Origin of the sequence: Allonocardiopsis opalescens, assembly GCF_003002095.1 — a bacterium.
GTDB lineage: Bacteria > Actinomycetota > Actinomycetes > Streptosporangiales > Streptosporangiaceae > Allonocardiopsis > Allonocardiopsis opalescens.
Genome location: NZ_PVZC01000005.1, coordinates 413,079 through 426,526 on the forward strand (window position 1 = coordinate 413,079; position 13,448 = coordinate 426,526).

Here is a 13,448-nt window from a genome sequence, read left to right on the forward strand (position 1 = left end):
CCTGGACTCCAGAGCTTCCGTCCCGTCGCCCGATACTCCCGTGGCAGTGCGGCGGCGAACCGGCGGCCCTACCGGTTCGCTGGTAAGAGCTCCGTCAGGCCACTGTCGACGCCGCATGACGGGCGCCTGGAATGCGGCAACGATCGTCGCGCCCCCGGAAGTCACCGTCTGCGCATGGAGGGTGTTCGGCCGACGGCGACGTGGCTCACCGTGCTGGAGCGGCAGTTTCGCTCCGAACTGGATCTTCCTGAGCGTAAGCTTGCCCTGCGGATGCTGCGCGGAAACTGGCAGGCTAGTCGTCTGACACTGCGGTACAGTTTCGCCTTTGGCTAGCTCAGGACTGACTGCTCTATAGGCGTCGAAATAGCACGTCAGAGGGGTTGAACCTGCGATGTGTCGGACCACGGGTCTGGAGCGCTACTGCGCGAGCGAAGCACCTCTGGTGTCGGCGGGCACCGTTACGATTCCGTGCGGTGCAGCCTGCCTACCGCACTGTGAACGGCGATGCAGTCTCGCCAGCACCTCGACGAGCGGAAGGATCGGCCTGTGAACGGTGACAAGCGCAAGGCAGTCGTGCTGCTTAGTGGGGGTCTGGACTCAACAACCGTCCTGGCGATCGCTCGGCACGAAGGCTATGAAACGCACGCTCTGAGCTTCCGGTACGGGCAGCGCCACACCGAGGAGCTCGTTGCGGCTGAGAAGGTCGCCGCTGCGCTCGGCGCTGCTCGGCATGTAGTCGTGGACATCAACCTCGCGGTCTTCGGCGGATCGGCGCTGACCGATGACACGCTCGCTGTGCCACATCACGACAGCGCGGACCAGATCAGCACTGATGAGATCCCGATCACCTACGTGCCGGCGCGTAACACCGTCTTCCTCTCCTTTGCGCTTGCCTGGGCAGAGACCCTGGGGTCGTCCGACGTCTTCATCGGCGTGAACGCCTTGGACTACAGCGGGTATCCGGACTGCCGCCCTGAGTACATCGAGGCGTATGAGCGGATGGCCAATCTTGCGACCAAAGCCGGGGTGGAGGGCAAGCAGCGGCTGAAGATCCACACACCGCTGATCGAGTTGACCAAGGCCCAGACGATCCAGCGCGGTCTCGAACTGGGAGTCGACTACTCCTGGACACACAGCTGCTATGACCCGGTCGACGGACGTGCCTGCCAGACGTGTGACTCCTGCCTGCTGCGTAGCCGTGGTTTCGCCGAGCTCGGCCTGGTGGACCCATCCTTCTCTTCAACCTCTTCAGCGAACATCTGATCGCGGAGATGTACAGGGTCAAGGAGATTTTCTACACGCTGCAAGGCGAAGGCAGCCATACGGGACGCCCCTCCGTATTCTGCCGGTTCACCAGTTGCAACCTGTGGACCGGACGAGAGAAAGACCGGCACCGGGCTATCTGTAAGTTCTGTGACACGGATTTCGTCGGTACCGACGGTCCAGGTGGAGGACGGTTCAGGACGGCCGAGGACCTGGCCGCGGCGGTGGCCAAGACCTGGCAGGGACGCTCGCATCCACGTAGTCGACCGTATGTGGTGTGCACGGGTGGCGAACCGCTGCTGCAGTTGGATAACGAAGCGGTCAACGCACTGCACACCGAAGGGCTGGAGGTCGCCATCGAAACCAATGGCACTCGGCCGGCACCTGACGGTATCGACTGGATCTGTGTGAGTCCGAAGGCTGGCACTGAGTTGGTGTTGCGGTCAGGCCACGATCTGAAGTTGGTATATCCGCAGGTCGGAGCGGAGCCCGAACGCTTCGAGGACCTCGACTTCAGGAGATTCATGCTGCAGCCGATGGACGGCCCGGATTTGGCGGCCAACACCCAGGCGGCGATCGAGTACTGCCTCGAGCATCCCCAGTGGCACCTGAGCGCGCAGACGCACAAGACTCTGGGGATTCGTTGATCGAGATTTTTCGCGAGTTCGCATTTGAAGCTGCGCACCGACTCCCGAACGTGCCAACCGGCCACAAATGCGCGCGGCTCCATGGGCACAGCTTCCGCGTAGAGGTTCACGTGATCGGTGACGTCGATCCCGCAACTGGTTGGCTCATGGATTTCGCGGAGATCAAGGCTGCCTTCAAGCCGCTGCTCGACCAACTCGACCATTACTACCTCAATGACGTACCCGGGTTGGAGAACCCGACCAGCGAAGTACTCGCCAAGTGGATCTGGGACCGGCTGATCGACCAGCTGCCCCTCTCGGCGGTCGTGGTAAGAGAGACTTGCACGTCGGGATGTATCTATCGGGGGGAAAAGTGAAGCTCCAGGACGTTCAGGCGACCCACGACTCTCGTGGGATCGCCTTGGATGAGGTCGGAGTCGAAGGTCTCCGCTATCCGATTCTGGTGGCCGACGGACAGGGGTCGAAGAGAGAGACCGTAGCAACGGTGGCCATGTCGGTCAGTCTCGGCGACAAGATCAAAGGCGCGCACCTGAGCCGGTTCGTCGACGTGCTGCACAGTTGTCGAGATCAACTGACGGCAGCAAGCGTGGTCGCGATCGCTGAACAGGTGCGTGAGCGCATGGAGACGTCATCCGCGCGCGTCCAGATGTCGTTTCCGTACTTCTTGGAACGTGAGGCTCCGGCCACGGGCGCCCGAGCGTTTGTGGAATACGTCTGCGCAGTGACCGCTTCCAGCGGCACCTATGGCAATTCGCTCATTCTGAGCGCAGAAGTTCCGGTTACGAGCGTCTGCCCGTGCAGTAAGACGATTAGCGATCGTGGCGCTCACAACCAGCGCGGACGAATCATCATCGACACCATACCCGCAGAACACCCGACGGACATTTGGTTCGACGAACTCATCGATATTGCCGAGAGTGCTGCCTCCTCACCGGTTTACGCCCTGTTGAAGCGCCCGGACGAACGCCATGTGACCATGGCGGCCTATGACAATCCGGTCTTTGTTGAGGATATGGTTCGCAACGTCTCTCAGGCACTGAACGGCTCAAGACGAATTCAGTCGTACAGGGTACGGGCGGTGAACGACGAGAGCATCCACAATCACGCGGCGTATGCCGCAGTGTCCTGGACCGCTCCAACCGGAGGTGTCTGACCATGGCCGGCAGGATCGGTCAGTCGACACCGAGCGTGCACGTCGTGGTCACCTGCGCGAACCGGAAGCGACAAGTTATCCCTGAGCATCTTCAGTTGCATGTTCTACACAAGAGCAACGTCGACCGACGCTGCGACGAATGGGTGACCAGACTCTCGGCCATGCCATCGACCACCCCCGCCAGTGAGATGTACGCGGGAGAACATTGGCAGATCGCGAAGACCCTGGACCAAGTCGCAGGCGAGCACGCTTCCCTCTGGGTTTGCTCGGCCGGCTATGGCCTGATCCCCAATGATGCTCCGATAAGTCCCTATGCCGCGACGCTCGCCGTCGGGCAGATAGACTCGGTCGCCGGGACTGTCGAAGGAACCCGCCGATGGTGGACACGGTTGGCGAACTGGCCAGGGCCTCGACCGGGCTACCCGCGTTCCTTCGCGGAACTGGCCGGAGCAGATCCGGATCGTCCTATTGTCGCAGCGCTCTCGGAGTCCTATCTACGCGCTTGCTCAGACGACCTTCTTGAAGCGGCAGCGAAACTCACAGACAACTCCCTGCTTTCTATCATCGGACCTCGTGGACGGTGCCAAGCCATCGACGAATTCATCGTTCCGGTGAGCGCCGCTCTCAGGCCTGCCATAGGCGGTAGTCTCCTGTCCCTCAACGTTCGAGCGGCAGCGCGGATACTTGAGATCGCGCGCGACCGCAGTGTTCCCTTCCGCCGCCCTCACTTGACTCAACTGATGGCAGAAGTCACAGCTGCGGCGCCGGAAGAGCGCGATCGCCGTCCGCCAGGCGTTCGCCTTAGTGATGATGAAGTGAGGCGCTTCATTGTTCAGTCACTGAATCGCGGCGGTCCGACTTCGGCTACTCGCTTGCTGCGTCGGTTGCGAGCCTCCGGAAAGTCCTGCGAACAAGTCCGCTTCAAAGCACTTTTTGACTCGATCACAGCGTCGGGAACTCTTTTCTGATGACAGCGAGGAACATAGCCCCGACCACTGAGGTGCGGGCACTTCGGGTTATTCAGGCGGAGGAATATCCTCTATACGTTTTCATGCTGCGCGCCCAGAACGTCCTCCAGTTCGCAGATATCTCACGGGTAAGCCGAGACGAGGCTGGAAAGTTAATCGGATACCAACGGCCCCGGGTACGCAAACACATTCAAGAAATCGTTGAGTACTTGGACAGCACCTCACCGATCCTGCCCAATCCGATCATCATGGCTCTCTCGTCACAAGTGAGATTCAGAAGCACTCGCGGCGGCAACCGCCATCCCGATGACGGGATCTGCGATACCGGACGACTGGTCATCCCGCTTCCGGAACAGGCTAAACCCAAGCCCGCATGGATTGTTGACGGACAGCAGCGCGCGCTGGCATTGGCTAAGACACAGAGACAGGATTTCCCGGTTCCGATCATGGCTTTTGTGGCCGAGACCGTCAATTTGCAGCGCGACCAGTTCGTAAGGATCAACAACACCAAGCCACTTCCTCGCGGACTTGTGACAGAACTTCTCCCCGAGGTGGACAGCCCCCTCCCACCTCGATTGCAGATCCGGAAAGCTCCTTCCAGTCTGTGCGACATACTGAACTCTGACAAGAGTTCACCATTTTTCGGTATGATAAAGCGTGCCTCGACAACTGCGAACAAGCAGCCTAAGGCGGTCGTCACTGACACCGGCGTGGTCGACATGATTCAACAGAGCCTCATGTCAGCGGCCGGATGCCTCTTCCCCTACAGAGATCTGGGCCGGAATGAGACCGACTTCGACGGCATCATCCAGGCTCTGTTCCTCTATTGGGCGGCGGTCCGTGACACCTTTCCGGACGCATGGGGGAAGCCTCCGGAGAAGAGCCGTCTTATGCACGGCGCTGGGATTCGCGCCATGGGCCGCCTGATGGACCGGATTCTAGGGATCGTCGATCCCCTGCATGTGCAGGCACCCCGGCTCGTACGCGATCACCTTGCGCTGGTCGCTCCGCACTGCCGGTGGACGTCAGGTACCTGGGAAGAGCTCGGTCATCGGTGGAACGAAGTCGAGAACACCACCAGGCAGGTGACGGAGCTCTCCAACTACCTCATCCGCGTCTACCAGAACGCTCGCCGGGAGCTTCCGTGAAGTTTTATTTCCCTGATAGCCAGGACCAAGTCAGCCCAACATATGATTTCCTTAATGAGGAATACTCTCCCTACCGCGTCCGGCAGCGTGACGACAAATATCCTCACGAGGTCCTCGAGCCTAGGCCTTACGATGGGATTCTGGTCAGCAAGGCGATAGTCGATGGGTCAGTAAAAGGGGCAGGGAAGTACACGATGCCTCAGCGGGAACGACTCTACCGATTCGGCGTTTCTAAGTTCTTTCGACTTCCCGAGAACATCACCACAATGGGAGACTGCGGCGCTTTCAACTATGTGAACGAAGAGTACCCACCCTACAGTGTCAACGAGGTGCTCAATTTCTATGAAGGCTGCGGATTTACGTCGGGTATCAGTATCGACCACGTCATATTCGGTTACGACCCGAATGTTTCCGATGCCGCAGTCGATCGTTCCTGGGTGAAGCGTCGCCAGATCTCGCTTCAATATGCTGAGGATTTCCTATCCGGCGTCGAGCAGCGCGGTCGCAATATCGAACCGGTCGGGGCCGCTCAGGGATGGAGCCCAGCAAGCTACGCGGACAGTGTCGCACGGCTTCAGGATTTCGGGTATCGCAGGATCGCCCTGGGTGGCATGATTCCCCTGAAGACTAACGACATTCTCGACTGTCTTGAGGTGATCGATAAGATTCGCCTCCCGGAGACACAACTTCATCTGCTGGGCATCACGAGAGTCGGCGCGATTGAAGAGTTCGCACAATACGGAGTGACGAGCTTCGACAGCACAGCTCCGTTTCGCCAAGCCTTTATGGATGATCGGAACAATTACCATACAGCTACGGACAACTTCACAGCGATTCGGGTACCACAAGTCGATGGAAACCCTAGTCTGAAACGCCGAGTCCTTTCCGGCGCAGTCTCACAGCCTTTGATCAAGTCAACGGAACGAGAGGCGCTGAAGCGCCTTCGATCTTATGATGCTGGACTTGCTTCTCTGGACGATGTTATTGAGGTCTTGAGCGAGTACGAACTTCTCGTCGATCCCACCAAGAAGAGCAGAATCTCTGCATATCGCCGAACCCTCGAAACTCGTCCCTGGAAGTCATGCGAGTGCACCCTCTGCCGCAAACACGGCATAGAGATCGTTATCTTCCGAGGAACAGAACGAAATAAGAGTCGAGGGTTTCATAATCTCGCTGTGTTTAATGGTAAGATTCGAGGCATCGTCCAGTCCTATACAGGGGAGAACTAATGGCCGACCGCTATACGCTTCGACTGCCTGCGTTGGAGGTTCGGCAGGGCTCTCGCAAGATCTACTGCTTCGCAGTCGACGGTAAGCGGTTGCCTGATTTTACAGCGGTTTCCCGGATTAGGCGTGATGGCGAAGAGCAACTGCACGGCTACCAACGACCGGAGGTCGCAAACCACATTCGGGCTATCCGCCGTTATCTCGAGTCCGGCAATGCCATGCTTCCGAACGCTGTCGTACTGGCATTCGATAGCCGGGTTACCTTCGCCCCGGCTGTCACGGCGGCTAATGACACCAAGATCGGATACTCCATTCCTGGAGAGCTGATCATTCCGGTGGACGAGACCCTGGTAGACGAACAGAAGCCGGCATGGCTGGTGGACGGCCAGCAACGCAGTGCCGCGATCAGGGATGCCGACATCGGCGAGTTCCCGGTCGCCGCCATTGCCTTTATTGCTGACGACGAAGCGGAGCAGCGATCACAGTTCATATTGGTCAATAACACAAAACCGCTGCCCAAAGGTCTCATCCATGAACTTCTGCCCGATACTACCGGCCACCTTCCTTACGCCTACGCACGGCGGCAACTTGCCACCGTGCTAATGACCCGCCTTAACGGAAAACACGAGGGCCCCTTTTATCGCATTATTGCGACACCCACGTCCCCAAAAGGATACATCAAAGATAACAGTATCCTCAAAATGATCGAGCACAGCATTTACGAAGGCGCTCTGTACAAGTATCGTGATTCTGATAACGGTTCCGGTGACGTCGAACAGATGCTCGCCCACCTAAATGCCTATTGGGGGCTCGTCAAAAAGTTCTTCCCGGAAGCCTGGAAAAACCCGCCACGCAAATCACGCCTAACCCATGGGGTCGGAATCCAGGCGATGGGCTTCATCATGGACCATCTTACAGATAATCTTCCCGTCCACAATATTCAAACGCATGTCGTCACCGATGCACTCGAGCGAATCAAGAAGTCGTCCGCGTGGATGTCAGGCAGTTGGAACTTCGGAGATGGCGAGGAGCGCAAGTGGAATCACCTACAGAACAACCCGTCTGATGTTCGGTATCTCACGAACGGCTTGAAGCGTCTCATCGGCCAACAAAGGTTGTTTGAGATCTCTTGAGTGACTGAAAGCAACTCATGTGACTGATGCCTGAAGCATTTCACGATGACCCCGGGCGAAGCCGTCCACAACTTGGTGACGGCGCCCGTTCGCGGGTCTTCCAGTTGCTGTTGGTGGGCTTGGCATCGAACATCGTCCACCGGGTCTTCCTTGGACATGTGGTGAGGTGCGGGTGGGCCAAGGCGCAGTGCCTCGGGCGAGGACACGCCGGTGGTTTCGTCGCATGACGACGCGTCGTGCCGTAGGGGCCGCTTTTTCCGTTAAGGCGGGTCATTGCGCTGGTGGGGCTGGTCGCGCTCGCAGAGTTGCGCGGAGGCCGGCGGGGAGGGGCGCGTCGGTCCGGAGGAGGCGGCGAGGGTTGGCGTGCCGCCCGAGGGGGCGGGCTTCGATTACCAGTTCGGGGGCGGGTACCCGCCGCCGGAGGGTGTCGGGGTGGTGGTCCGCGACCGCGGGGGGTCCCCGCCGAGGGGCTGTACAAGTACGCCTACGGCACCTGCGCCGACCTCGGCTGACATTCTGCGGCCCGCGTCATCACGCGTCGGCCAGCAAGGGGAGCAGCACGAGCAGCCAGAAGACCGCGGTGCCCGCCGCCTTGAGCGCGACACGGACGGCTACGCCGGCGAGTGCTGAGCCCGCTGCCGCCGTCGAGCTGGGGGCGCCGACAGCGGACGGCCCGGACCGTACCGTGCCCGTTCGGCCGTCCTCGCCAGCGTCCGACGCGGCCGATCGCGCGCCCTTCGGGCCCTCGGCACCAGCAGCGCACCGGGACGGCCGCGCCGCCATCGAACTCCCGGCTCCGGTGGCGCTCCGCGCGGCGGGCCGTGACGCCGCTGATCCGTGGTCGCCGGCGGCGAGCGGCCCAGCCGACCGCGTCGCCGGACCGGCGGTCTCCCCGCGGGCGGACGGTGCGTTCACGGCGGTGGTCACTCCCGGTCGGAGCCGGCGCCGAGGCGCTGCTCCAGCCGTTCGACGCGGGCGACGAGCGGTTCCAGCTGCTGCCGTACGGTCGCGGCCAGAGCCTGCGCCGGGTCGGTGGTGGCGGCTTGGGCGCGCAGGTGGACGTAGCCGGCCAGTGCCGCGCTGACGGCGCGGCGCGTCAGCCGGGGCTCGGCGCCGAGCGCGCGCAGCACCTGGCCGGCGGTGCCCTCGGGCTCGGTGACCAGGCCGAGCAGCAGGTGCTCGCAGCCGATGTAGTTGTGGCCGAGGGCGGTGGCCTCCGCCACCGTGAGTTCGAGCGCTCCGGCGGCCGGTCCGCTGAAGTGGAAGGACGCCTCCGCGCCGCCGCCCTCCTCGGCGCCGGTCGCCCGCTCCAGGTCGCGCTGGACCTGCGCCGGATCGATGTCGACGGCCCGCAGCACGTGCAGGGCCAGATTGGTGCCCTCGGCCACCATCGCCCCCAGCAGGTGGCCCGTCGAGACGTTCGGCGCGCCGTCGGCCCGCGCCCGGTCGATCCCCATCTTCACCACGGCGCGGGCCCGCCCCGTGAACAGCGGCAGCCGCTCGGTCAGATCGTCGGCGTCCAGCTCGCCCAGCGCCGTCTGCCGGATGGCGGTGATCCTGCGCACCGCCTGCTCAAGCGCCCGCTGGCAGATCGCCGACACCGGCACACCAGCGTCCTTGACCGCGTCCGCCAACTCGTCGGGCAGGTACACGTTGATCTTCGGCATGCCGCCGCCTCCTGTTGGGGTCATTGTGGAGTTACTCTATATGCATACCCCCGTTAGGGTTACATGTCGATACCTGACTAACCCCTATTAGGGAACACGCTGCTGAGCATCGCCGGACGCAGCTGATATGACCGACGGCACGGGAGACACCGAGACCGCTGGCGGTCACTCCAAGCGATCGAGCCGCCGCGCCAGCGCGGACATCTGAGCCTCGGCGGCGAGTCGCCGGGCCGCGTCCGTGTCGAGCGGACCGAGCGCGAGCTGGGCGGCGATGCGGGTGATGGTCTCGTCGGCCCCTCGTCGAGTGAAACGGGTGTTGGCCTGAACGATCGAGTCCAGGCGACGGAGCAGGGCGCGACGGCGGGTCGGCAGATCGTCGCACCATACGTTGAGGAGGCCGTCGCGCACGGGGACGTAGGAGCCCAGCGTGGTGATTCCGAGCCCCTTCTCGCCGAAGGCCGATGGCCGGACGGTGGCGCGGATGAGGCCGTCGCCCCGGTCGTCAACGGTCAGCGGGCCCACGCCGCGCTTGTCCAGCCAGTCGCGGACATGCTGGAGGAGACCTGGGCCGACGGTCTCAGCGCGCAGCGCGGCGGCGATCTCCGGAGTGTGCTCGCACAGCTCGGTCAGTTCGGGATCGTTGCCGTCGCGGGCCGGATCCGTCGCCTGTGTGTAGACGACGGACCTGACGGCTCCGTCCGGGTCGACCGCTCGGACCAGGTAGACCGGCAGGCGCACCTTCAGGCTGCTGCCCAGCTGCCGCGGCTCGTCTATCCGCTCCGGCAGGTTGAAGCGCTCACGGTCCGGGAGGGCCGCCAGGGCCGCCAGGGCGCCGGAGTCCAGGCCGGTGTCGGTGTCCAGCACGTGGTACGGCCACCGCGTGGCCGCGTGCTCGCGCCACTCTGCGGTGGTCAGCATGGTGACGGTGCGGGACTCGTAGTAGGCGCGGGTCAGCGGACGCGAGGAGAAGGCGTCGAAGTACAGGCGGCGGCGGTCCTCGCGCGTGAGGACATAGCAGGTGCCCTCGCGCACCGAGCGGAGGCCGATGCCGGTGAGGACGAGGCGGCCGTTCTGCTCGTCCAGGTGCCCGATCGCGCCCAGTACGCGAAGGGCGCGGTCGACCAGCGAGCGGTCCAGGCAGAGGAAGTCCGCGAGTTCGTCGACCGTGCCCAGCCCCGCCTTGTGGATGCCGAGTTCGAGGAAGCGGTCGATGAGTTCGTAGGGCCGTCCGTCCGTGATCGTCGCGCTCACCTCGACCTGCCACACCGGCAGCAGCAGCCGGAAGACACGTACCGGGGTCCAGCCGATCCGGAACGCCACGTCCTCGATCGCGCGGACGGCGGGGTAGTGGATCAACTCCCGCGTCATGCCGCGCCCCCCGACAGGTCCCCGGCCTCGCTCCCGCGGCGGAGCCGCGCGGTGATGGCCTGGTGGTGGTGGACGTCACCGACGCGCAACAGGTGGTCGCGGAGGGCGATGGCCAGCTCCCGGAACGGCGGGTCGGTGGCGCTGACCAGGGTGCTCATGTCTCCGACGAGAACGAGTTGCCGCTTGGCGCGGGTGAAGGCGACGTTCAGACGGCGGAGTTCGCGGAGGAAGCCGACCTTGCCGTCGGGGTTGCTCCGGGTGAAGCCGAACAGGACGACATCGCGTTCGCCGCCCTGGAAGGAGTCGACGGTGCCGACGTTGAGCCTCACCAGTTCGGCGTCGCCCACCAGCCGGTTCAGCTCGCTCATGACGGCCCGCCGCTGCGCCTGGTACCCGACGATCACCGCCCATTCGGCGCCTCGGCGGTGGTAGTGCTCGGCCAGCCGCACCAGCAGCTCCGCCTCCGCCGGATTGTGGTAGCCCTTCTGCCCCCAGCGTTCGCGGTACCTACCCGAGCCGCCCGGCACCTCACGGCGCCGTCTCTCGGGCAGCCGCGAGGTGTCGACGAAGGCGAACGGGGCCGCGAAGACGGGGTCGCTGTGCTCCCGGTCCCCCGCGGTCTCCAGCCTGCGGGCATAGAAGCGGTCCGAGGCGAACTCCGCGATCGCGGCCGGCATCCGCCGCTGGACCGTCAGCATCGTGCTGTGCTCGGCGGGCAGTCCGTGGACCAACTGCTCCAGCGCGCTGGTGGTGAGCATGCGGACGATCGCCGGATCACCCGCCCGCCTGCCCCAGTGCTCCACCTCGGTGTCCAGAAACGGCGGCAGCTGCATGTGGTCGCCGACGAGCACGCCCCTGCGGGCACGCGTGAGCGGGACCAGAACGTCGGGGACGCCGATCTGCCCTGCCTCGTCCACGATCGCCAGATCGAAGTCGAGCTCGGACACCTCGGGCCGCGAGGCGGCGCCGATACAGGTGGCCGCGACGACGTCGGCGTAGCGGATGAGCTCGGAGTGCAGCCGTTCGGGAGAGCCTGACACGGCGTCGCGCCATTCCTCCAGCAGCCGCGCCCGGGAGCTGTACAGCGGAAGGCCGCGCGACAGGAGCGAGTACGCCGCGTGCAGTCGGCGTTCCTGCTCGTCGGTGTCGGCGACCGGCGGCACCGGCTCGAGCGGCATGACGGCGAGCAGCGCCTCGCGGCAGGCCGCGACGGCCGCCACCGCGTCGTCGCGGTGCCGGGCCCGCTCCTGTGCCGCGCCGTCCACGCGGTCCGCGGCGGCCCGTACGGCGGGGTGGTCCCTGGTGGCCTCGTGGAGCGCGCGTTCGGCCTCCGTGACGGCGGCGTGCAGCCGCGCCGCCTCCGCGCGCGACCGGACCGCCTCGTCGCCCGCGGCGTCTGCGCGCCGCTCCAGCCGGCGCGCGTACCAGCCGAAGAGCGGACCGATCAGCGGGAGGACGAGCCGCGCCCTGGCGCGGTCCAGTCGGCTGCGGAGCCGTTCGAGCCGGGCATCGTGGTCGTCGGCCCGGCGCAGCCCGTGCTGATACGCGGCCAGCGACGCCTCCCACCGGAACTGCCGGTCACCGCCGACGGCTCGGCGCGCCGCGGCGAGGTCGGCACGGTGGGCGTCCTCGGCCGCCGCCGCGCGGCCGAGCGCATTCAGGCTCGCCGACAGCCGCTCCGCCCACTGTGCCGCGAACGCCACGTCCCGGTAGCCGGACATGGCGCGGTCGACTCCGTCCAATACCTGCTCGCGCAGATCGGCCGCCTGGTTCTCCAGGAGGTACGGCAGTCCGTCCGCGGTGACCTTCCCGGCGTTGCCGACCCGGACCACGGTCAGGTGACCGGGCAGCTTGGGCAGCACGTTGTCGACCGCCCGGTTGCTGTGCGAGGTGATCAGCACGCGGTTGGCCGACTTGGCCGGCAGTTCGGCGGCGGCGCGGGCGATCTGGCTGATGGTGCGGGTCTTGCCGGTACCCGGCGGCCCCTGAATGACGAACAGGTCGTCGACCGCGACTGCGCGGCGGAACGCCGTCAACTGGTCAGGGTCGAGCGGGACGGTCGGCTCGGCCTGCACCGGCCGGAAGCCGCGCGTCCGGTGGTAGGTGAGGACGTCGAGCAGGTGGGGGTTGCGCGACTGGCGGGTACGGAGCGTTTCGACGGCCTCGCGCTGCTTGGCGTAGACGATCCGGCTCTCGGTCCGATCGAGCCGGCCCTGCCCGCCGAGGTCGGCCCAGTCGATCCGGGTGTCGAAGCGGACCGTGACCGCGCGGCCGTCCACGCGGGTCACCTGGCCTCGCTGCGAGGGTTCGCCGTGCACCTGCACGAACTCGTCCTCCTCCGGAGCGGAATCGTCGGCGAGGTGGAAGACGTACATGGAATGGGCGCCTTGGCGTCGTTCACCGGTGGTGTCGACCTTCCGGTACGGGTACGTCGCCCCCTGCGCGGAGTCGATTTCGATCGCCTCGGTAGCGTCGATCACCTTGTCCAGCATGTCGAGCAGCAGGGACTGCCGAGGGTCCGGACCCGGGGCCCCCCGCTCGTCACCGGCCGCCGCCGTGAGCGCCCGCCACGCCGCCTCGATCTCGGCCCAGTGCGCGCTGGCCCGCTCCGGAGCCGTCCGCGGGTCCGGCAGCAGTGCCCAGGCCGACGGGCGCAGCCGCAGGCAGCCTGTGGCGATGCGGTTGTGGTCGTCCAGTCGGATCGAGCGGATCGCCGCGATGGTGAGTGCCTGCCCGTACTTCGTCGGATACAGCTTCACCGCGTAGTCGCGGCCGTACACCAGCAGACCGCTGCTCGTATTGCCGCCATTGCGGCGACCCGTTCGTGCCGGCGCTTCGATTGCCGCGGGGACCCCGCCGCCCCTGGTCCGCTCAT

General features: G+C 64.6%; 11 protein-coding genes. 8 read left to right on the top strand and 3 right to left on the bottom strand.

The genetic code is table 11. The annotated features are described in order from the left end of the window. The first annotated feature begins 546 nt into the window (after positions 1–546). Genes queC through dbpB (CLV72_RS18775) form a run of 8 tightly spaced genes read left to right on the top strand, consistent with a single transcriptional unit; the run spans position 547 to position 7,538 of the window. Complete coding sequence (gene queC / locus CLV72_RS18740; protein ID WP_245930299.1) at positions 547–1,263, top strand: 7-cyano-7-deazaguanine synthase QueC; 717 nt, start codon at positions 547–549, stop codon at positions 1,261–1,263. An 8-nt stretch (positions 1,264–1,271) separates the two neighbouring features. Further along, a complete protein-coding gene (queE, locus tag CLV72_RS18745) occupies positions 1,272–1,910 on the top strand; it encodes a 7-carboxy-7-deazaguanine synthase (RefSeq protein WP_106247958.1) in 639 nt (212 codons plus the stop codon). Further along, entirely contained in the window at positions 1,865–2,266 is a 402-nt protein-coding gene (queD, locus tag CLV72_RS18750) for a 6-carboxytetrahydropterin synthase QueD (RefSeq protein WP_425428080.1), read from the top strand. The genes queE and queD overlap by 46 nt, the downstream gene beginning before the upstream one ends. Then, a complete protein-coding gene (folE2, locus tag CLV72_RS18755) occupies positions 2,263–3,063 on the top strand; it encodes a GTP cyclohydrolase FolE2 (protein WP_211302949.1) in 801 nt (266 codons plus the stop codon). Before queD ends, folE2 begins: the two co-directional genes overlap by 4 nt. Positions 3,064–3,065: 2 nt before the next feature. Beyond that, positions 3,066–4,031, top strand: a complete 966-nt coding sequence (locus CLV72_RS18760; protein ID WP_211302950.1) for a hypothetical protein — start codon at positions 3,066–3,068, stop codon at positions 4,029–4,031. Further along, the gene (gene dbpB / locus CLV72_RS18765) at positions 4,031–5,179 is read left to right on the top strand and encodes a DGQHR domain-containing protein DpdB (protein WP_106247963.1); all 1,149 of its coding nucleotides are present in this window, start codon (positions 4,031–4,033) and stop codon (positions 5,177–5,179) included. The genes CLV72_RS18760 and dbpB (CLV72_RS18765) overlap by 1 nt, the downstream gene beginning before the upstream one ends. Beyond that, positions 5,176–6,408, top strand: coding sequence for a tRNA-guanine transglycosylase DpdA (gene dpdA, locus CLV72_RS18770; protein WP_106247965.1), 1,233 nt, complete (start codon positions 5,176–5,178; stop codon positions 6,406–6,408). The genes dbpB (CLV72_RS18765) and dpdA overlap by 4 nt, the downstream gene beginning before the upstream one ends. Beyond that, on the top strand, positions 6,408–7,538 hold the full coding sequence (dbpB, locus tag CLV72_RS18775; RefSeq protein WP_106247967.1) for a DGQHR domain-containing protein DpdB: 1,131 nt from the start codon (positions 6,408–6,410) through the stop codon (positions 7,536–7,538). The genes dpdA and dbpB (CLV72_RS18775) overlap by 1 nt, the downstream gene beginning before the upstream one ends. 923 nt (positions 7,539–8,461) lie before the next feature. Here dbpB (CLV72_RS18775) and CLV72_RS18785 read toward each other — a convergent pair. The 3 genes from CLV72_RS18785 to CLV72_RS18795 form a co-directional block, all read right to left on the bottom strand. After that, on the bottom strand, positions 8,462–9,205 hold the full coding sequence (locus tag CLV72_RS18785) for a Clp protease N-terminal domain-containing protein (protein WP_106247972.1): 744 nt from the start codon (positions 9,203–9,205) through the stop codon (positions 8,462–8,464). A 165-nt stretch (positions 9,206–9,370) separates the two neighbouring features. Continuing rightward, positions 9,371–10,573 carry a hypothetical protein gene (locus CLV72_RS18790; RefSeq protein ID WP_146159488.1) on the bottom strand — a complete coding sequence of 401 codons (1,203 nt, stop codon included), beginning with the start codon at positions 10,571–10,573 and terminating at the stop codon, positions 9,371–9,373. Then, entirely contained in the window at positions 10,570–13,353 is a 2,784-nt protein-coding gene (locus tag CLV72_RS18795) for a DEAD/DEAH box helicase (protein WP_170141030.1), read from the bottom strand. Before CLV72_RS18795 ends, CLV72_RS18790 begins: the two co-directional genes overlap by 4 nt. Positions 13,354–13,448 lie beyond the last annotated feature (95 nt).

Bases quoted from the DNA above. Each gene is read 5' to 3' on its own strand.
- queE (WP_106247958.1), top strand. From the start codon at position 1,272: ATGTACAGGGTCAAGGAGATTTTCTACACGCTGCAAGGCGAAGGCAGC.
- CLV72_RS18760 (WP_211302950.1), top strand. From the start codon at position 3,066: ATGGCCGGCAGGATCGGTCAGTCGACACCGAGCGTGCACGTCGTGGTC.
- dbpB (WP_106247963.1), top strand. From the start codon at position 4,031: ATGACAGCGAGGAACATAGCCCCGACCACTGAGGTGCGGGCACTTCGG.
- dbpB (WP_106247967.1), top strand. From the start codon at position 6,408: ATGGCCGACCGCTATACGCTTCGACTGCCTGCGTTGGAGGTTCGGCAG.
- CLV72_RS18785 (WP_106247972.1), bottom strand. From the start codon at position 9,205: ATGCCGAAGATCAACGTGTACCTGCCCGACGAGTTGGCGGACGCGGTC.
- CLV72_RS18790 (WP_146159488.1), bottom strand. From the start codon at position 10,573: ATGACGCGGGAGTTGATCCACTACCCCGCCGTCCGCGCGATCGAGGAC.